We start from the raw sequence: 18,960 nt of genomic DNA, 5'->3' as shown, positions 1-18,960 counted from the left end.
GTGGCGATGACGACCAGCACCTGCCGGGCAGTGGTGTTCAACGGTGACGGCACCTATCACCGGCGCGACGACTTCGCGGTGCCCGAGCCCCCTGCTGGAGGTGGGGTGCTGAAGGTGGAGGCCGTTGGCATGTGCGGCAGCGACCTGGCCCAACTCCACGGTCACCAGCACGTGCCCGGGGAGAAGGCCCCATTGGTGCCCGGCCACGAGATCGTGGGTCGGGTCAGTGCGCTGGCCGCCGATGCCGACCTGGGGGTGGCCGTGGGGGATCGGGTGGCGGTGGACCTCATCGTGCGGGTACCGCCCACCGACACCAACCCGTTCGGCCTGGGCCATCTGTACGGGTACACCATGGGGGTTGACGACGACCATGGGCTGTGGGGCGGCTACGGGGAGTACATGGGGTTGCTGCCCGGATCCCACCTGATGAAGCTGACCGAGGACACCGATGCCGCCGAGCTGACCCTGTTCGAGCCACTGGCCAGCGTGTGCAACTGGTTCGGGCTGATGCCGGTGGTGGACGGCGACACCGTTGTGGTCCAGGGGCCGGGTCACATGGGGTTGGTGTGCGCGGCCGAGGCCAAACGCCGGGGCGCGGGGACGGTGATCGTGACCGGCACCGGCATGGACGGCCTGCGACTGGAGGTGGCTCGCGAGGTGGGTGCGGACATGACCATCGACGTGACCGCGGCCGATCCGGTCGAACTGGTCTCTGGTGTCACCGGCGGGGCCATGGCCGACATGGTGGTGGATCTGGCTGCCGATACCGTGGCGACCGTGCCGCTGTGCCTGAACCTGGTGCGTCAGGGGGGCAAGGTGTTACTGGCCGGGCTCAAGAACATGGCCCCGGTGGAGTTGGTCAGCGACATGATCGTGCTGAAGGGGCTCACCGTGCAGGGTGGGGCCGGCTCCACCTACGACTCGATGGAGGAGTCGGTGGCCATCTTGAACAGCGGGGAGTTCCCCACCGGCCCCCTGCTGGGGGAGGTGTTCGGCCTTGACCGGATGGATGAGGCCATGGCCATGCTCCAGCGCACCGCCGACCGCGATGCGGTGAGGGTCGGACTCCGCCACCGGTAGCGGTTACCGGGGGATGAGCATCGTCATGGATCGGGAAACTCCGGTGCAGGCACCATGAGCATTGCGATTGATCACTCCGGCAAGGTGGCGCTGGTCACCGGGTCGGGAGCGGGCATCGGTCGGGAGATCGCCCGGTGGATGGCTCGGGCCGGGGCGGCGGTGGTGGTCAACGACATCAGGGCCGGCAATGCCACCGCCACGGTGGATCTCGTCACCGCCGAGGGGGGTGTGGCCACTGCGCTGGTCGCCGACTTGCGGGACGACACTTCCATCGACCGCCTGGTGGCCGGTGCGGTTGAGTGGGGGGGCCGGTTGGATGTTGCGATCAACAACGTCGGCATGATGGCCGGGCGATCCCCGACCCGGTTCATCGACATGGATGGGGCCTACTGGCGTGACCTTCTGGATCAGAACCTGGTGCTGACCGCGCTGTGCGGCCGAGCCGAGGCCAGGGTGATGATGGAGCAGGGCAGTGGGGTCATCATCAACGTCAGCTCGGGGGAGACCACCCGGCCGTCGCCCCTGATGTCCAGTTACGGGGCGGCCAAAGCGGCCATCAACCACCTGACCTGGTCCATGGCGGTGGAGTTGGGGCCCCACGGTATTCGGGTCAACGCCATCGCCCCCGGCACCACCCTCACCGAGCAGGTGGAGAAGGCCTTTCCCGCCGACCACTACGAAGCCATTGTGGCCGCCACCCCGTTGCGCCGGGAAACCTCACCCTCCGAGTTGGGGCGACTCTCGGTGTACCTGGCCTCCGATCTGGCTCGCTGCACAACCGGTCAGCTCATCCTGGCCGATGCCGGGGCTTTCCTGTCCCGAACCCGGCCCCCCAACCTCGCCCCCAACCCCGACCCTGGGAAGTAATGATGGGTTGGGTTGGAAACAACAACCGGGAAGTAATGATGGGTTGCTGTGATGGATGAAAAGTTGTTGCACGAGGCCGTTGGTGAGGTCAGGGACATGGTGGCTCTCGACGGCGGTGATGTGGAGTTGGTTTCGGTTGCCGGTTCAACGGTTACCCTGCGGCTCATCCTGGAAGGGGTCGAGTGCCGTGAGTGCGTCATGCCCCGGGAGTTCCTGGAGCCCATCGCCCTGGACTTGATTCGCACCCGAGCGGCCGGGGTGAATGCGGTAACCATCGAGGATCCCCGGGAGAGATGAAGGGGCTGATCCTGTCGGGGGGGGCGGGAACGAGACTGCGGCCCCTTACCCATACCCGGGCCAAACAGCTCGTGCCCATCGCCAACAAGCCGGTGCTGTTCTACGGCATTGAGGATATGGCTGCCGCCGGTATCACCGAGATCGCAATCGTGGTGGGCGACACCCATCAGGAGATACGGGATGCGGTGGGCACCGGGGAACGCTTCGGGGTGAGCGTGACCTACATCCACCAGGAAGCGCCCCTGGGATTGGCCCACTGCGTGCTGATCGCCCGCGACTTTCTGGGCGACGACTGCTTCGTCATGTATCTGGGCGACAACATGCTGGAGCAGGGGTTGGCGGGGTTCGTGGCCCAGTTCGAGCAGCAGCGCAAGCAGGATTCCCGGCTGGCAACCGATTCCCGGGCTCTGGATGATTCTCAACCCTCAACCGACTGCCGGGCCGGCCGGTGCCGGGCGCAGATTCTCCTGGCCCCGGTGGGGAACCCGTCGTCGTTCGGGGTGGCCGAGATCGGTCCCGACGGTGATGTGGTGAACCTGGTGGAGAAACCGAGGGATCCGCCCTCCAACCTGGCCCTGGTGGGGGTGTACATATTCGATGCCTCCATCCACGAGGCGGTGAGGGCCATCGAACCGTCGGCCCGGGGCGAGTTGGAGATCACCGATGCCATCCACTGGCTCATCCGCACCGGTCACCGGGTGGATCATCGGATCCTGGAGGGGTGGTGGATCGATACCGGCAAGAAGGATCCTCTGCTGGAGTGCAACCGGCTGGTGCTTGACACCATCACCCGGCAGGTGGACGGCATGGTGGACGACACCTCCAGGGTGGAAGGGCGGGTGGTGGTGGCCGAGGGGGTCAGGATTGTCAGCTCCACGGTGCGGGGCCCGGTGGTGATAGGGGCTGGTAGCCGCATAGAGAACACCTTCATCGGTCCCTACACCTCCATCGGGGCCAACTGCGTGATAACCGATTCCGAACTGGACCATTCGGTGGTGCTGGACGGCAGCCACGTGATCGGCATCAACCGCATCACCGATTCTCTGATTGGCCAGCACGTTCGGGTGGTGCGATCTCCCGATCACCGCTCAGCGGCCCGATTGCTTCTGGGTGACCATAGCCAGGTGGAGTGGGAGTAGGGCCTTGCTTTTGGGTGACGATAGCCAGGGAGTAGGGCTTTGCTTTTGGGTGACCATGGCCAGGTGGGAGTAGGGCCTTGGCCGAGGTGACCGCTTTGGGGGGGATCAGTGGCGTGTTCGTTGTGGAACCCGATGTTCATGGTGATGAGCGGGGGGTTCTGGTGGAGACCTATCGCCGGGAGTGGTTTCCCGGAGGCCGGGAGATGGTCCAGGCCAACCGGGGAGACCGTCGCGCCGGGTCGCTGGTGGGCCTGCACTACCACTTGCATCAGGCCGATTACTGGTACGTGCCCGCCGGCCGGGCTCGAGTGGTGCTCCACGATCTGCGGTTGGGCTCGCCCACCGATGGGGGGACGGTGGCCCTGAACCTGGGGACCGAGCCCGATGGCACCAGCCGCCACCTCGGGGTGTACATACCCTCCGGGGTGGCTCACGGTTTTGCGGCCCTGACCGACATGACCATCACCTATCTGGTGGACGGGTATTACAACCCGACCGATGAGCTGGGCGTGGCTTGGGACGACCCCGATATTGCCGCCGACTGGGGGATGGATAACCCGGTTCTTTCCAACCGGGACCAGGCCAACCCCCGCCGGGCCGACATCCCCGCTTCGCTCAGGCCCCGGTTTCGGAGGTAAGCCCATGACGGTTGGAGGGCATGAGATTGAGGATATTGAGATCGAAGATGAGGATATTGAGATCGAAAATATGTTGAGGACATGAAGTGAGGCTGTTCGTCACCGGGGGTGCCGGGTTCATCGGCTCCCACTATGTGCGCCGGGTGCTGGCCGGTAGCGACGACACCGTGGTGGTGTACGACGCTCTCACCTACGCCGGCAACCGGGACAACCTGCGGGGCCTGGAGGGCGACCCCCGGCTGGTGTTCATCCGGGGCGATGTGTGCGACCGTGCCGGGGTGGGCGAGGCCATGGCCGGTTGTGATGCCGTGGTTCACTTCGCGGCCGAGAGCCATGTGGACCGCTCCATCGTCGATCCCGATGAGTTCGTGCGCACCAATTGCGGGGGCACCAATGTGGTGTGCGACACCGCCCGCCGCCTGGGGGTGAGCAGGGTGGTGTGCGTCTCCACCGACGAGGTGTACGGATCGATTGACGAGGGGTCGTTCACCGAGGCCGACGGGCCGGCACCCCGCTCGCCCTACTCGGCATCCAAGGCCGGTGCCGATCTGATCGCGCTGGCCTATCGGGAGACCCACGGGCTGCCGGTTGTGGTCACCCGGTCGTCCAACAACTTCGGCCCCTACCAGCACCCAGAAAAGGTCATTCCCCTGTTCACCACCAACCTGCTGGACGGGTTGGCGGTGCCCCTGTACGGCGACGGGGACAACGTGCGGGACTGGTGTCATGTGGAGGACAACTGCGCCGCCATAGATCTGGTGCTGCGGCAGGGGCAGCCGGGGGAGATCTACAACATCGGTGGGGGAAACGAGTTGACCAATCGTGATCTGGCCAACCGCTTGCTCGTGCTGTGCGGGCGGGACGAGTCGTTCATCCGGTTGGTGGCCGACCGCCTGGGTCACGATCGGCGCTACTCGGTGGACACCACCAAGGTGGCCGGCTTGGGATGGTCACCCATCCGGCAACTGGAGGAGGCCCTGGCCGCCACTGTGGACTGGTACCGGCACAACCGGTGGTGGTGGGAACCACTCAAGGCGACCCCATGAGGGTGCTGGTGGCCCGGTTGCTGGGAGTGTTGGTGCCGGCTGGGGAGTCCCGGTGAGTGCGGTGCCCCCATGAGGGTGCTGGTTACCGGTGCTGCTGGGCAGTTGGGCCGGGATACCGCCGAGCGGTTCATGGCATCGGGTCACGAGGTGGTCGCGGCCGGCCACCAGGAGCTGGACATAACCCGGCGTGACCAGGTGTTGGGGGCCATCGGCAGCATCCGCCCCGATGTGGTGGTCAACTGTGCCGCCTTCACCGCGGTGGATGCTTGCGAGTCCAGCGCCGACCGGGCCTACCGGGTGAATGCTCTGGCGGTTCGCCATCTGGCCGAGGCCACCCGCCGGTTTGCCGCTCACCTGTGCCAGGTTTCCACCGACTACGTGTTTTCCGGCGACCAGCCCGAGCCCTATCACGAGTGGGATCGGCCCGATCCCCTATCTGTATACGGGGCCAGCAAGCTGGCTGGTGAGCAGGAGGCCGGTGGGTTGGCCACCGTGGTGAGGACATCGTGGTTGAGCGGTCGCCACGGTTCCAACATGGTGGGCACCGTGCTGGGGCTGGCCAGCAGGGGTGGGCCGATGCGGTTCGTGGACGACCAGCGGGGCTCCCCGTCGTTCACCCCCGATGTGGCTGCGGTGATCGAGCGCCTGTGCGTGGACCGCCGGCCCGGGCTGTATCACGTGACCAACCAGGGATCGGTGTCGTGGTACGAGTTCGCCCAGAAGATCATGATTGCCGCCGGCCACGACCCCGGCCGGGTGGAGCCCATCGCCACCGCCGACCTGAACCCACCCCGCCCCGCCCCCCGCCCATCCAACTCCGTGCTCGAGAACCGGGCGCTAACCCTGGCCGGCCTCGAACTGCCCCCCGACTTCCGTTACTCCCTGCGAAGGCTGCTAGCCGAATTGCTCTGAGACCGCTCTAGGGGATGGGCAAGCTTTGCTCAAGGTCAATGATCGGGCAAGTAACGACGCGGGAAGCAGGAAAGAGGGTGGGTTCTATTTCCGCTGGTTGGGGTCGATGTAGGGGGCGCACTCGTCGGCGGCTTCTTTTTGGGGTTCTCCGAATGTTTGTTTCCCGAGTTGGCACTGCCTGACCAGGTGGGCACCGAAATGAATCGGATACTCCCGGGCCAGTTGTTCGAGGGCGTTCTGGCGGGCCACCGAGGCTCGGCGGGTGCGGGGGAGTACGCAGTTGTCGGCGATGCCGTCGCCGTTGCTGTCGAAGGGGTAGGTGATCGGCCCCCCCAGGCTGCGGTTGAGGCAGAAGTCGGGGCTGGTGATCACCCCCGAGTAGAACAGGCTCGAATCGGGGAGTGGGTCGGGAGTATTCACCGCCCGGTCCTCCCCGGTTGGGGTGCCGGGTGTGGGGGTGGGTTCGGTTGGGGTGCCGGGTGTTGGGGTTGTCGTGGGGGTGGGTTCGGTTGGGGTGCCGGGGGTGGGGTCGGGTCCAGGTTCTGGTTCTGAAGAGATACCGGCGGTGGTCTGGCGATTGAGATACAGCGAGCACTCGTCGGTGGCCTCGTTCTGGGGTTCGCCGAGTGTTGCCGGGCCGGCCAGGCACTCCTCGGCCATGTGTGCCCGCAACTTCTCGGGAAACACCAGGGCCAGTTGTTCGAGGGCGTTCTGGTGGGCCACCGAGGCTCGGCGGGTGCGGGGGAGTACGCAGTTGTCGGCGATGCCGTCGCCGTTGCTGTCGAAGGGGTAGGTGATCGGCCCCCCCAGGCTGCGGTTGAGGCAGAAGTCGGGACCGGTGATCACCCCCGAGTAGAAACGCTGGTTATCGGATGGGGGTTGGCCGGGATCGGCGGGATCCCCGGTGGGGTCTGCCGGCACCGGGGGCGAGTCCTGCGGAGCCGTGGCCGGCGGGACCGAAAAAGTGAATCTGGTGGAGAGGAGTTGGCCGGCGCGACCGAGGCCGTCATCGGATGTCGCGGTGTTGATCCTGGCCCGAAGCCGGTTGCCGCTGATGGTGATGGTCCGGTCGGTGCCGGTGATCAGGATTTGCGCTCTGTCCATGCGGCCGGACTCCCCGAGCCCGCCGGTCAACTCCATGCCGATGAGCCGGCCCACCCGGGTGTCGTCGTGATCGTTCAGCCAGCGATTGAACGTGCTCACCGGGTAGGTGCGGGTCCACGAGGCGTGGGGGCTGTGCTGCTGGTCGAAAGGATCGGGTTTGGCTTTGAGATAGGCCAGGTCGGAATGGAACACGTAGTTGCTGCGTTCGGTGTGCCCCCCGTTGGAGGATGAGTAGAACGCCTGGACCTTGGCCCCGCCGTAAAGCAGGGTCCGCCCGGCGGTGTTCTCCACCGCTTGCACCCAGGGCACCATGCGCGGGTTCATCTCTGTGGTGTCCCCGATGTACACCTGGTCCCAGGTTGAGGAGTACAGGTCGAACGGGTGGGGCCAGGTGTCGGCAGCCCTCCGGCGCTCGAGCGCGGCGATGGCATAGCTGCGGGCGGCGATTACCTGGGATTCGATGGCCGCGGTGGGCCAGTTGCCCGGAATCTCGGCAATGCCCCGCAGGTATTCCTCCATGCTCAGCAGGTCGAGCACCACGTGGAACTTGTTGCTGGTGTCGGGAACGAGGTTGATGCGGCCGTGGCGGTAGGAATGACCGGTGGTGGATACGGCGACGGACGTGTCGAGGCCGAACAGGAGTTGGGCGGTGCGGCCGGGGCATCCGGTGTTGCATATGTCGGTGCCGTTGATGGCGACATGCCAGTGCCCGTTGTGATGGGTGAAGGTGATGGGGGTGTTGGCGGGGGCTCGGGTTTCGGGTTGGCCGTTGTGGGTGATGTTGTTGTTGTCGATGGTGATGCGGTTGAGTCCGGTGGGGGTGAGGGTGGTGGCGGTTGTGGTGGCCAGGTGCACTCGGATGGAGTCCTCGGGGAACTCCGGTTTGGGCGGGGTGCGGGTTGGTGGGTTGGTGGGTTGGGTTTGGTCGTTGAGGTAGGTGTTGGCGGTGAGGTGGTCGAGTGTTATGTGGAATTGGGTGGGGTTGTTGGGGTTGGGGATTAGGTTGATGCGGCCGTGGGCGTGGGAGCGTCCGGTGTTGGATATGGCGACGGAGGTGTTGGAGGCGAATAGGAGTTGGGCGGTGTGGCCGGGGCATCCGGTGTTGCATATGTTGGTGCCGTTGATGGTGATGTGCCAGTTGTTGTTGTGGCGGGTGAAGGTGATGGGGGTGTTGGCGGGGGCTCGGGTTTCGGGTTGGCTGTTGTGGGTGATGTTGTTGTTGTCGATGGTGATGCGGTTGAGTCCGGTGGGGGTGAGGGTGGTGGTGGTTGTGGTGGCCAGGTGCACCGCCACCGGCGACTCCAAAGACGTGGGCGCAGCAGGGGGATCATTCCCCGGGGTTGGGGGTTGGGTTTGGTCGTTGAGGTAGGTGTTGGCGGTGAGGTGGTCGAGTGTTATGTGGAATTGGGTGGGGTTGTTGGGGTTGGGGATTAGGTTGATGCGGCCGTGGGCGTGGGAGCGTCCGGTGTTGGATATGGCGACGGAGGTGTTGGAGGCGAATAGGAGTTGGGCGGTGTGGCCGGGGCATCCGGTGTTGCATATGTTGGTGCCGTTGATGGTGATGTGCCAGTTGTTGTTGTGGCGGGTGAAGGTGATGGGGGTGTTGGCGGGGGCTCGGGTTTCGGGTTGGCTGTTGTGGGTGATGTTGTTGTTGTCGATGGTGATGCGGTTGAGTCCGGTGGGGGTGAGGGTGGTGGTGGTTGTGGTGGCCAGGTGCACCGCCACCGGCGACTCCAAAGACGTGGGCACCGGAATGGTCACCACCGACTCCGGGGGTGGCTCGGGGGTGGGCTCCGGCGTGGGGGGCGGCAGTGGCCGGCCGTAATTTTCGGCCAGATTGGCTCCCTCGAAGTAGAACGCCAGGATGTCGGTGCTGGTCTGCCCGGCGAGAGCCCGGGAGTGTGCCCCCCACTGGCTCAGACCGACCCCGTGTCCCCAGCCGCTTCCGGTGAAGGTGACAACGGCCGCGGGATCGACGATGAGCACCGGCTCGGGATCGTTCTGGGCCCGGGCCGCAACGGTGGCCACAACCGAGATCGTGAGTGCGCCAACGGCGGTTATCAATAGGTATGAGCGCAGGCGGTTCAGGACCACCAGCCGCAGCCAATGCATAGGTTGCTCGCAACTGTTTGGCCGCCCGCCCCCAAATGTTCCCAGTTCCGGCCCCCCACTTCAAGTACTTCGCCGGCGGGGGTGTGACCGTGATCGTTGAACGCACACCGCACTCGGTGTCTCCCACTTCGAGTACTTCGCCGGTGGTGATGCAAACCTCGGTGATCTAAAGCCGGGTAGCGGGGTGGGGCAGGGGTAGGGTGTCACAGTGGTCCGTCGCCTGCTGGAGCGAGCTCTGCCTCTCGGGACCCGCCGCCGCCAACTCATCGGGAGGATGGTCAGGGAGGCTCGTGCTGCGGCCCGCCGCACCCGTGCCCGCACCAATCGACGCATGGTGGCCACCGATCCCGGGGCGGGATCGCAATCCCGGTCCACCGGGGTGACCTACCGGGAGTGGTTCTGCCGGCTACCACCCGATCCGAGCATCCTCGCGGTGCAACGGCGGTGGTTCCAGGAGTGGTCGCGACCCCCGAGGGTGTGGGGGGTGGTGATCGGCGGCGACGGCGATGTTGCGGCCACCGAGGCCTCTCTGGGCCACCAGAGCTGGGGGTCGGTGGAGATTGTCAGGGTGGAGCCGGAGGCGTTGGCCGGGGAATTCGAGCGGCTGTCGCGGGACTGCCCCGCCGATCCGGTGATCCTGTTGCGGGCCGGGGATCGGTTGCGACCCGATGCGGTGTACCAGGTGGCCCAGGCCGTGTGGCGGGATCCGGCGCTGGAGTTGGTGTACTGGGACGACGGTTTGTCCGACCTGGCCGGGGTTTGGGATTGGTATCTCGAAGGGATGCCCGAGGGTGGCTACTCCGGCGAGGATCTGAGGAGGATCGCCCCGCCCCGCGTCAAGCCCGGATGGTCGCCCGATCTCCTGGTGGGGGCGAACTACATCGGGCGGGCCTTCGCGGTGCGAGCCCGCCACCTGAAATCGGAGGTGGCCGGCCGGTATCCGGACACCGGACCGGATGACGACTCGCTGTGGTGGGACCTGCTGATGGGCTTGGATGTCGGCGATCAGCAGGTCTACCGGCTGCCGATGGTTCTGCACGCGCTGAGCCGGCGCAACGACCGGGTGGGGCTCCACCAACGGGAACTGGTGGGCCGCCGGTTGGCCCGGGATGGTTGGCCGGCAAGAGCCGAGGTGGGACCGGGCGGCATCAACATGAATCTGGTGTGGGACCCGGGTCCTGCCGTGCCGGTCACCGTCGTGATTGCCACCCGCCACAACCGCGAGCTGCTGGAGGGGGCCCTCGCCCTGATCCGATCAGCCAACCACCCCGCGCTGGAGCTCATCATCGTGGACAACGGCGGGGGCAGCGATGCCAACCGGGCCTGGTACCGGACCCATGCCGCCGATCTGCATCCCCGAATCATCTGGTGGGACGAGCCGTTCAACTACTCGGCGGTGAACAACCGGGCCGCCGCCGGCTCCACCGGAGAGGTTCTGGTGTTCCTGAACGACGACACCTTTCCCGGCCACCCCGGCTGGCTGGACAACCTCTGCGGGTGGGTCCAGCGCCCCGAGATCGGCGTGGTCGGCCTCCAGTTGCTGGACGGTGACGGCCTCATCCAGCACGGCGGGGTGATCATCGGTCTGGCCGGTCTGGCCGGTCACCTCTTCCAGGGCATGACCCCGCATTCCGGCAGCCTGCTGGGCCCCACCGGCTGGACCCGCAACACGGTTGCGGTCACCGGGGCCTGCCTGGCGGTGCGCCGGTCGGTGTTCGAGGAGGTCGGGGGGTTCGACGAGCGCCTGGAGCTGTGCGGCAGCGATGTGGTGCTCGGACTGAGAGCCCGCCAGGCCGGATATCGCAACGTGGTCTGCGCGGCCACCCCGGTCGGGCATCGGGAATCGGCCACCCGGGGTGAGAATGTGCCCGAGGGCGATGTGTTCGCCAGCTACTGGGCCTACCAGCGATGGTTGATGGGGGGTGATCCCTACTTCTCCCCGAACCTTGACCTCACCAACCCCGAACCGGCGCTGCGCTGCGAGGAGCAGCCGAGCATCCTCGAACGGTTGACCGCCATGCTGGGCCGACCCATGGAGGTGTTCCACCAGCGCAACGACCCGGGGGAGGCTCACGCCCTGGCGTTGGTCTCCGAGGCCGACCGGGACTTGACCGAGGCGGTGCGCCGGGCGCACCGGGCCGTTCGGGGCCGGCACGCGGTGAGAACCGTCAACTGGTTCGTACCCGAGTTCCAGAATCCGTTCTACGGGGGAATCCACACGGTGTTCCGGCTGGCGGATCATCTGGCGGTCAACCACGGGGTGGAGAACCGGTTCATGGTTATGACCGGTCCGGTGGACCACGACGAGCGGTGGTACCGGTCGGGCATCGCCGCTGCTTTCGAGTCACTGGCCGCCAGCCGTATCGTTTATCACGACTCCTTCGCCTTCAACCCCGATGATGTTCCCCCGGCCGACGCGGCGCTGGCCACCATGTGGACCACCGCCTACTTTGCCGTCCGGACCCCCGGCCAGACCCGGCGCTTCTACCTGATCCAGGACTACGAGCCCATGTTCTACCCGGCGGGCACGCTCTACGCCCTGGCTGAGCACAGTTACCGGTTGGGCCTGTACGGGCTGTGCAACACCGGCCACCTGGCCGGCATTTACCGGGAGCGCTACGGCGGGGTCGCCCAGCACTTCTGGCCCGCGGTGGATGACTCCATCTTCCATGCCCGCGGCCGTGCCGATGCCGATCCCGGTTCCGATGCCGACCGCCCGGTGACCGTGTTCCTCTATGCCCGCCCCGGCCATCTGCGCAACTGCTGGGAGCTGGCTGCTCGAGCGGTGCGCCTGGTGAAGGAGAGGTGGGCCGACGACGTGCGTATCGTTACCGCCGGCTCGTGGGCCTTTCCGGAACACATGGACGCTCTCATCACTCATTTCGGCCAACTCGACTACAGGGAAACCGGCCCCCTCTACCGTACCTGCGACATCGGGGTGGCTCTCACCACGTCCGAGCATCCTTCCTACCTGCCGCTGGAGCTGATGGCCTGCGGTGCTGCGGTGGTCACGTTCGAGAATCCGGCGGGCGACTGGTTGCTGCGCCACGACCACAACTGCATGCAGGCCCCCCAGACCGCCGATGGTTTGGCGGCCGAGATCGGGGCCCTGGTGGAGGATCCCACTCGCCGGCAGCGGCTCTCCGCCCAGGGCCTGGCCGATATTGCCGAGCGTCATGCCCACTGGGGTCAGAACCTGGCCGGGGTGTACGAATACCTGTGCGATCCCGAGTCCCGCCGGTGAGGGGGATGGAGTCGGGGGAGGGGCCGGTGCCCGGGTGTAGTTGGGGTCGGGGGGGCGTGGGCCGGGGCGGGCTGTTCGAGATCTGGAACTACCGGGAGCTGATCGGGCGGCTGGTGCAGCGGGAACTGGGTTCGCGCTACAAGCGGTCGGTACTGGGCTGGCTCTGGTCGATGCTCAATCCGGCGGCCACGCTGGCCATTTACGCCCTGGTGTTCGGCGTGCTGTTGCGGTTCGACCCTCCCCGGGCGGGCAACGGGCGCTTCGACAACTTCGCCCTCTACCTGTTCTGCGCGCTGGTGATGTGGAATGCCTTTTACGGGGTGATCACCGGGGCGATGAACGCTCTGCTGGAGCTCGGACCGCTTCTCGGAAAGGTGTACTTTCCGCCCGAGACCCCGGCGGTCGCGGCTCTGATCACCGTACTGTTCCAGGCGGCCATCGAGGTGTTCATCCTGATGCTCATACTTGTCTGCCTGGTCAACGTGAGCTGGACGTTCCTGCTGTGGCCGGTGCTGCTGGTGCTGCTCACGGTTTTTGCCATGGGCATCGGGCTGGTGCTCAGCGTCTGGAACGTGCGCTACCGCGATGTGGGCTACCTGGCCACCATTGCCCTCCAGTTCCTCTTCTACATCACCCCCATCGTTTACCCGCTGTCGCTGATTCCCGAACGGGCCATGGGCCTGCCGACCCGGGACATCATCCGGCTGAACCCGCTCTCCCAGTTCACCGAGGCCTCCCGCGAATTGCTTTACGGCCTGGACTGGCCCGGGCTGCTTCGTTTGGGGCTCATGGCGGTGATCTCTCTGGCGGTGGGGGTGATCGGCTGGTCGGTGTTCAAGGCCCGCACCCTCGACATAGCCGAGGAACTATAGAGCCATGACCATCGCATTGAGACTGCTATGACCAGCTATGACATTGAGAAACCCATGAGCGAGTACGCAGGCGAGTACGCATTAGGAAACCCATGAGCGAGTACGCAGGCGAGTACGCAGTGGTCGTTGACGGGGTCTCCAAGTGCTTCCGGGTGATCAGGGACCGGCCCCTCAGCCTCAAGGAGGCCTGGACGGGGATGCGCCCCCGCTCGGGCCGCCGGTCCCACCGGGGGCGCAGCGAGCCGTTCTGGGCGCTTCGAGATGTCGAGCTGAAGGTGCCCAGGGGTTCGATGTATGGGTTGGTGGGGCGCAACGGGTCGGGCAAGTCCAGCCTCTTGCGGATCATGGCCGGCATCTACCGCCCCACCGGGGGCCGGGTGGTGGTCAGGGGCCGGACATCGGCCTTGCTGGAACTGGGTGCGGGGTTCCATCCTGCGCTGAGCGGCCGGGAGAACATCTACCTGAACGCCTCGGTGCTGGGGGTGCCGAAGGCCCAGATCCACGACCGGGTCGACCGGATCATCGAGTTCTCTGGCCTGGAGGAGTTCATCGACAGCCCGGTCAAGATCTACTCCAGCGGCATGTACGTGCGGCTGGGCTTTGCCGTGGCCGTGAATGTGGATCCCGAGATCCTCATTGTTGACGAGGTGGTGGCAGTCGGTGACGAGGAGTTCCAGCACCGCTGCCTCAGCCATCTGGAGTCGCTCCGGGCCCAGGGGGTGACCATAGTTCTGGTGAGCCACGACCTGGGCATGCTGCGGGCCAACTGCGACCGGATGGCATGGCTCAACCGGGGCCTGCTGGCCGCGGAGGGCGAGCCCCAGGCGGTGATCAACGCCTACCTCGACACCGTTGACACCGAGGGGGCCGCCTCGGTGGGTCACCGCCCCCGCCCCGATGCCGGCAGTGAAACCCCGATGCGCATCACCAACCTGGAGTTCTTCGATGACGCCGGTCACCGGCCCAAGTCGTTCGCATCCGGTGATCCGCTCATCGTGCGCATCCACTACCTCGCCTCCGAGCCCATCGATGATCCGGTGTTCTCGCTGGGGTTCTACGACCACAACAACCTCCATCTGGCCGGGCCGCGCTCGCATATCGACGGGTTCCGCCCCGGCAGGCTGGAGGGCGAGGGGTGGGTGGAGTTCCGCGCCGGCCGCATCCCTTTCCGCACCGGGGCTTTCCACGTCAACGCCGCCGTTCAGGACCGCGACGCCTCGTTCCTCTACGACCGCCGGGCCCGGGAGTTCTGGCTGCAAATCACCGGCGAGCCCGACCCCCGGGCCAACGGCCTGTTGAACCTGGAGGGGGGCTGGAGGGCGGGATCCCAGTGACCGGGGGGCCGTGCTCGGTGGGTTCGGGGCCGGGGTGGGGCTGGAGGGTGGGATCCCAGTGACCGGGGGGCTGCGGTGAGGGCTGAGGCGGTGAGGGCTGAGCCGCGGCCCATCACCATGATCGGTGATCCGCTGCCCTATGCCGATGGGGTGGAGTCCGAGTTGCTGGCGCGGTTTCGCACGGTCGGGGATCGCCGGGTGGGGTCCGACGAGTTGGCGGCGGCGGTGTGCAACTGGCCCACCGCCTACCACCTGGCTCCGGAGCGGGCAGTGCTTCTGGATCCGGTGGTCGTCCGTCCGGGCGACCGGGTTCTGGACGTTGGCGCCGGTTCGGGGGTCAACACCCGTATCTGCGCCGACCGGGGGGCGGTGGTGACCGCAGTCGAGGGCAGCGCGTCCCGGGCGGAGCTGATTGCCCATCGCTGCGCCGGGCTGGAGGGGGTGAAGGTTCTCTGCGGACCCCTGGACGGTCTGGATGGCAGCCGGTCGGGGCTCCATGACGTGGTGCTGGTGGTGGGCGTGCTGGAGTATGCCGGCACTGACCTCGGTGGGGGTGCCGGGCCGATGGCGCTCCTCGACCGGGTGGTGGATGCCCTGGCTCCGGGAGGGGTGGTGGTTCTGGCCATCGAGAACCGCCTGGGCCTCAAGTACCTGCTGGGTTTCCCCGAGGACCATCTGGGATTGCCCTGGGTGGGTTTGGAGGGCTACCGGCCCGAGGAGCCCACCACATGGTCCCGGCGGGAACTGGCGGGGATGCTGGCCGGTGCCGGGCTGGTGGCCCAGAGATGGCTGTATCCCTTTCCCGATTACAAGCTGCCCCGGGCGGTACTGGCCCACGAAATCTATGCCCAAACCGGCGCGGTCGACCTGGTTGACCAGATCGTGGGCCACCCGACCAGCAGCGAGTACTTCCAGCCGGTGCTGGTGGCCGATGATCGGGCCGCTCACAGGACGCTGCTGGCCGCGGGGCTGGGACCCGAGGTGGCCAACTCGTTCCTGGTGGTGGCCGGCCGGGACCCGGAGGCTCTGGTCGGGCGGGTCGAGGAGGGGGCCCTGGCGTGGCGAGTCGCTCCCGATCGTCGCCGGCGCTGGAGGCAGCAAGCCGTTGTGATGGATTCCGGGTCGGGACTCATAATGAGGCGCCGCCTGATGGACCCGGGTCGGGCCGGCGACTTCGATGACTGGCTCGGCCAGGAGGTGGTGAGCGAGGAGCCCTATCACCCTGGCCGGAACCTCGAGCAGTGCCTGCTGGACTGCGTTCGCCAGGGGGACATCGACGGGTTCGTGGCCCATTTGCAATCATGGCGGGCCGAATTGGCGGCTCAGGAGGGCCCGGTCGCTGCCGGTGCCGCCCCCCACCCCTTCCTGCCGGCCGGTTGCCCCCGGGCCCTTCCCCCGGAGTGGCTCGATGCCGGACCGGACAACTTCGTGGTCACCGCCGGCGGTCTCCGGTTCGTGGACCGGGAATGGCGGGCTGCCGGGGGGGTTGATGTGCGCCTGGTCGTGGTCCGGGGCCTCTGGAAAACGCTCTCGGCCCTGTTGAGCTCCCATTGCCCCCTGCCCTGGCCGCCAACCTGGAGCAACAACCGCCTCATCGTTCACCTGGGGGGGCTGATCGGCGAGGAAGTGGATACCAAACTGCTGGAACGGTGGCGCCGGGCCGAGGATGATCTGGTTCGCCGGGTCTACCTTCGGCCTGCGATCCGGTTGGCCGAGCTGCACGATGCCGGGAACCGCTCACGGATGGATCTTCTGAGGTCACCCCTGGCCCCCTACCGGCGCTTGGAGCACCTGGTTCACCGCCAGCAGGAGCTGATCGCCGAGTTGAGCGCTGATCGGGACGAGGTGGCCGCTGATAGGGATGAGGCCCGTGCCCGCCTGGCCCGGGTGGCCGCTGATAGGGATGAGGCCCGCACTCGCCTGGCCCGGGTGGCCTGGCGGGAGCGGATCCACGGCAGGATCGCCCGGCTGATCCGCCGCACCCGCTGAGGTTCGGGTTCCGATACTCACCGCGGGTACCGATTTTTGGGTTCCCGCTGAAGCTAGGGGCCGGTGCCGAGCAAATCTTCGAGAGCGGCCCACATCTGCTCGCGCGTCACCGCGAGGTCAAATCGCCGGGCCGAGCTGATTCCCAGGCGGCACAGGCTGTTTCGGAGCGACTCGTCGCTCAGCACCCGGTCGAGGGCTACCGCTATGGTCGCCGGCCGCTTGTCCTTCAGAACCACACCGGAGTTGTTCAGGGTCTCGGCCACCGCGGCGGCATCGTAGGCCACTACGGGCAGGCCGTTCGCCATGGCCTCCACCAGGGGCACCCCGAATCCCTCGTGCTCCGATGCGCAGGCGAGCACGTCGGAGACCTGGTACCACTCGAGCAGGCCCCGGTCGGAGACCTTGCCGGTGAACACCACCCGGTCGTCCACCTCGAGCCGCTGGGCCAGGGTTTTCAGGGATTGCCGGTACTGGGGAGGGGAGGCACCACCCACCAGAACCAAACGGGCCCGGGGCCGGAAGCGGGACAGAACCGCCAGCGCCGCGATCAGATCGTGCTGGCACTTGTTGGGAGCCAACCGTCCCACGAAAAGGATTGTCCCACCGTCCGGGTCAACCGGTGGTTTGCTCCGGCGGGGGTGCTCGGCCTTGCCCAACTGCCACAACACGGGAGACACGGCCACATCATCTATGCCCAATTCTCTCAATTCTCGGGCGTTGAACTCGGAGTCTGCGATGCCCCGGATGGTTAGGGAGGCCAATTCGCCGAGTTGGTGGCGGCCCCGTTCGACGCTTTTGGCCAGCTCCGGTTGCCAGGCCTCGAAGTAACTCGATGGGGTTATGTTGTGGTAATTCAGCACGATCGGCACTTTTTTCCTGATGACGCACTGGGCGACTTCTGAGCCGATGGAGTGCTGGAGCACCGACACCCGGGCGTTGGCTTTCCACTTATCGATTGGGAGGGCGCGGCTTGCTGATCTGGTTCTGCGCTCCACAACGATGCGAACCTTGGTGCCTTTCTCCTCCAGGAGTTTCTGGATCAGCCGGGTGTGATTGCTCGTGGCATCACCGGTGGAAATCTGGGGGATCAGGAGATCAACCGTGGGGTTCATGACTTGGATGGGGTTCGAAATGCTTTTCTTTCGGCAACGACTATTTCGGTGATGCGGGGGTCGGGGCAGGGCTCCAGCCGGGCCTCGAAGCCGGCTCTTTCCAGCAGGTGTCGCCATGCTGCTGGAGAGATACCCAATCCCGATCCCAACTCCGATTCAACGCGGTTCCTGGTGGCGGGATCGGCGACCGCCACGATGATCCGGCTGGTTTCGGTGAGTTTCCGACCGGCCAAATGGATTATCTCCACCAGGTGCCTCAACGGGAGCACCTCCACTACCCCGGTGAGCGCGATGGTTTCCAGCGATCCGTCCTTGGCTTTGCTCAAGCCGGGGAGCGCTTTCGGGTCACCGGATAGCACCAGGCAGGGTTCCGGGCCCACCAGATCGGCTATTCGGGTTGCGGTGGCGGCCGATGGTTCGGGGGGAATGTCCAGCAGGGCCGATCCGCCGACCCCGGAGAGGGCCGTGCCCTCCAGTCGATCCAGGCGGGTTTCGATGCCCCGCAGGTGCCGGATCAGCATTCCGGAGAACACATTGAACTGGTCGGTTATGAACCGGATGTACCAGTAGGTGAGTTTGCGGATCATCCACTTGACTCCGCCGAGTCCCCGGCGCGACCCGACGGGCACATGGGGGTTCAGCGCGGCCCGGCTCGCCATCCGGTCCAGGAGTGGGTCATCGTTGCTGGAGGCCATCGCCTCGTGGGCGATACCGGCCCATGCCTGCTGGATCTCGAACTCCAGTTGGCCGATCCCGGGGTTCTGGTGTCGCCGCTGGCCGGCCTCGGCTTCGATTTCCGCGCTGATGCCCTCGATATCAACCTCGATGTCGAATGAATCGGGGCTGCTCATGTTTTGGATGATCCGGGTAGGATCCGCCGAACAGCCCGGAGGATGATCGAGCCGGTCAGTTCGGCTATCCGGGCATCCTTTTCGGCTATACGGATGTCCTTTTCGGCTATGCGGGCATCCCGCTCGGCCACCCGGCTCTTCCACTCCTCGACCCGGCTGTCCCGCTCGGCCACCTGATTCTCCAACTCGGCGATCCGGTCGTTCTGGTTGGTTATGTGCCCGCTGAGGTACTGGTTGCGAACCTCAACTCCCAGGGTCTGGTCTCGCAGGCGGAGGATCTCGAGGCGGAGTTCGGCCAGATCCTCACTCTCGATCAAGTCGGCGGTCATGGTTGCATCCTAGGTAAGTAGGGGGTTCCCGGAT

At 66.2% G+C, this 18,960-nt stretch carries 16 protein-coding genes; 12 read left to right on the top strand and 4 right to left on the bottom strand.

Translation table 11 applies throughout. The annotated features are described in order from the left end of the window. The first annotated feature begins 6 nt into the window (after positions 1-6). From ACOGXC_RS07260 to rfbD, 7 genes are all read left to right on the top strand, one after another. Entirely contained in the window at positions 7-1,080 is a 1,074-nt protein-coding gene (locus ACOGXC_RS07260; protein WP_419917536.1) for a zinc-dependent alcohol dehydrogenase, read from the top strand. A gap of 54 nt (positions 1,081-1,134) precedes the next feature. Continuing rightward, positions 1,135-1,947 (top strand): SDR family NAD(P)-dependent oxidoreductase, encoded by an 813-nt coding sequence (locus ACOGXC_RS07255; RefSeq protein ID WP_419917535.1) that lies wholly within the window; start codon positions 1,135-1,137, stop codon positions 1,945-1,947. 51 nt (positions 1,948-1,998) lie between these two features. Beyond that, positions 1,999-2,244: a NifU family protein gene (locus ACOGXC_RS07250; protein WP_419917534.1), complete on the top strand. Its 246-nt coding sequence runs from the start codon at positions 1,999-2,001 to the stop codon at positions 2,242-2,244. After that, positions 2,241-3,383 (top strand): sugar phosphate nucleotidyltransferase, encoded by a 1,143-nt coding sequence (locus ACOGXC_RS07245; RefSeq protein ID WP_419917533.1) that lies wholly within the window; start codon positions 2,241-2,243, stop codon positions 3,381-3,383. Before ACOGXC_RS07250 ends, ACOGXC_RS07245 begins: the two co-directional genes overlap by 4 nt. An 86-nt stretch (positions 3,384-3,469) precedes the next feature. Further along, on the top strand, positions 3,470-4,021 hold the full coding sequence (locus ACOGXC_RS07240) for a dTDP-4-dehydrorhamnose 3,5-epimerase family protein (protein WP_419920043.1): 552 nt from the start codon (positions 3,470-3,472) through the stop codon (positions 4,019-4,021). Positions 4,022-4,107: 86 nt separating this feature from the next. Beyond that, positions 4,108-5,067 carry a dTDP-glucose 4,6-dehydratase gene (rfbB, locus tag ACOGXC_RS07235; RefSeq protein WP_419917532.1) on the top strand — a complete coding sequence of 320 codons (960 nt, stop codon included), beginning with the start codon at positions 4,108-4,110 and terminating at the stop codon, positions 5,065-5,067. Positions 5,068-5,136: 69 nt separating this feature from the next. Next, a complete protein-coding gene (gene rfbD / locus ACOGXC_RS07230) occupies positions 5,137-5,979 on the top strand; it encodes a dTDP-4-dehydrorhamnose reductase (RefSeq protein WP_419917531.1) in 843 nt (280 codons plus the stop codon). A gap of 84 nt (positions 5,980-6,063) precedes the next feature. Here rfbD and ACOGXC_RS07225 read toward each other — a convergent pair whose 3' ends face one another. Continuing rightward, complete coding sequence (locus ACOGXC_RS07225; protein ID WP_419917530.1) at positions 6,064-9,195, bottom strand: SpoIID/LytB domain-containing protein; 3,132 nt, start codon at positions 9,193-9,195, stop codon at positions 6,064-6,066. Positions 9,196-9,230: 35 nt separating this feature from the next. Here ACOGXC_RS07225 and ACOGXC_RS07220 point away from each other — a divergent pair, with 35 nt between their 5' ends. The 5 genes from ACOGXC_RS07220 to ACOGXC_RS07200 all read left to right on the top strand — a co-directional run bounded on the left by ACOGXC_RS07220 (position 9,231) and on the right by ACOGXC_RS07200 (position 16,634). Further along, positions 9,231-9,365 carry a hypothetical protein gene (locus ACOGXC_RS07220; RefSeq protein ID WP_419917529.1) on the top strand — a complete coding sequence of 45 codons (135 nt, stop codon included), beginning with the start codon at positions 9,231-9,233 and terminating at the stop codon, positions 9,363-9,365. Positions 9,366-9,403: 38 nt separating this feature from the next. Beyond that, on the top strand, positions 9,404-12,439 hold the full coding sequence (locus ACOGXC_RS07215) for a glycosyltransferase (protein ID WP_419917528.1): 3,036 nt from the start codon (positions 9,404-9,406) through the stop codon (positions 12,437-12,439). 5 nt (positions 12,440-12,444) lie between these two features. Then, positions 12,445-13,311, top strand: coding sequence for an ABC transporter permease (locus ACOGXC_RS07210; RefSeq protein ID WP_419920042.1), 867 nt, complete (start codon positions 12,445-12,447; stop codon positions 13,309-13,311). A gap of 92 nt (positions 13,312-13,403) precedes the next feature. Then, on the top strand, positions 13,404-14,645 hold the full coding sequence (locus ACOGXC_RS07205) for an ABC transporter ATP-binding protein (RefSeq protein WP_419917527.1): 1,242 nt from the start codon (positions 13,404-13,406) through the stop codon (positions 14,643-14,645). 90 nt (positions 14,646-14,735) lie between these two features. Beyond that, complete coding sequence (locus ACOGXC_RS07200) at positions 14,736-16,634, top strand: methyltransferase domain-containing protein (RefSeq protein ID WP_419917526.1); 1,899 nt, start codon at positions 14,736-14,738, stop codon at positions 16,632-16,634. Positions 16,635-16,687: 53 nt separating this feature from the next. Here the strand turns inward: ACOGXC_RS07200 and ACOGXC_RS07195 are convergent, their stop codons facing one another. From ACOGXC_RS07195 to ACOGXC_RS07185, 3 genes are read right to left on the bottom strand one after another with little or no spacing between them, the layout of a single operon-like run. Beyond that, entirely contained in the window at positions 16,688-17,746 is a 1,059-nt protein-coding gene (locus tag ACOGXC_RS07195) for a glycosyltransferase family 4 protein (RefSeq protein WP_419917525.1), read from the bottom strand. Then, positions 17,743-18,597, bottom strand: a complete 855-nt coding sequence (locus ACOGXC_RS07190; protein ID WP_419917524.1) for a hypothetical protein — start codon at positions 18,595-18,597, stop codon at positions 17,743-17,745. The genes ACOGXC_RS07195 and ACOGXC_RS07190 overlap by 4 nt, the downstream gene beginning before the upstream one ends. Then, positions 18,594-18,926 carry a hypothetical protein gene (locus tag ACOGXC_RS07185; RefSeq protein ID WP_419917523.1) on the bottom strand — a complete coding sequence of 111 codons (333 nt, stop codon included), beginning with the start codon at positions 18,924-18,926 and terminating at the stop codon, positions 18,594-18,596. The genes ACOGXC_RS07190 and ACOGXC_RS07185 overlap by 4 nt, the downstream gene beginning before the upstream one ends. Between the last annotated feature and the right edge of the window lie 34 nt (positions 18,927-18,960).

The organism is Candidatus Poriferisocius sp. (assembly GCF_965202595.1).
Taxonomy (GTDB): Bacteria; Actinomycetota; Acidimicrobiia; order Acidimicrobiales; family Bin134; genus Poriferisocius.
This window is presented reverse-complemented; position numbering and strand designations above follow the sequence as displayed.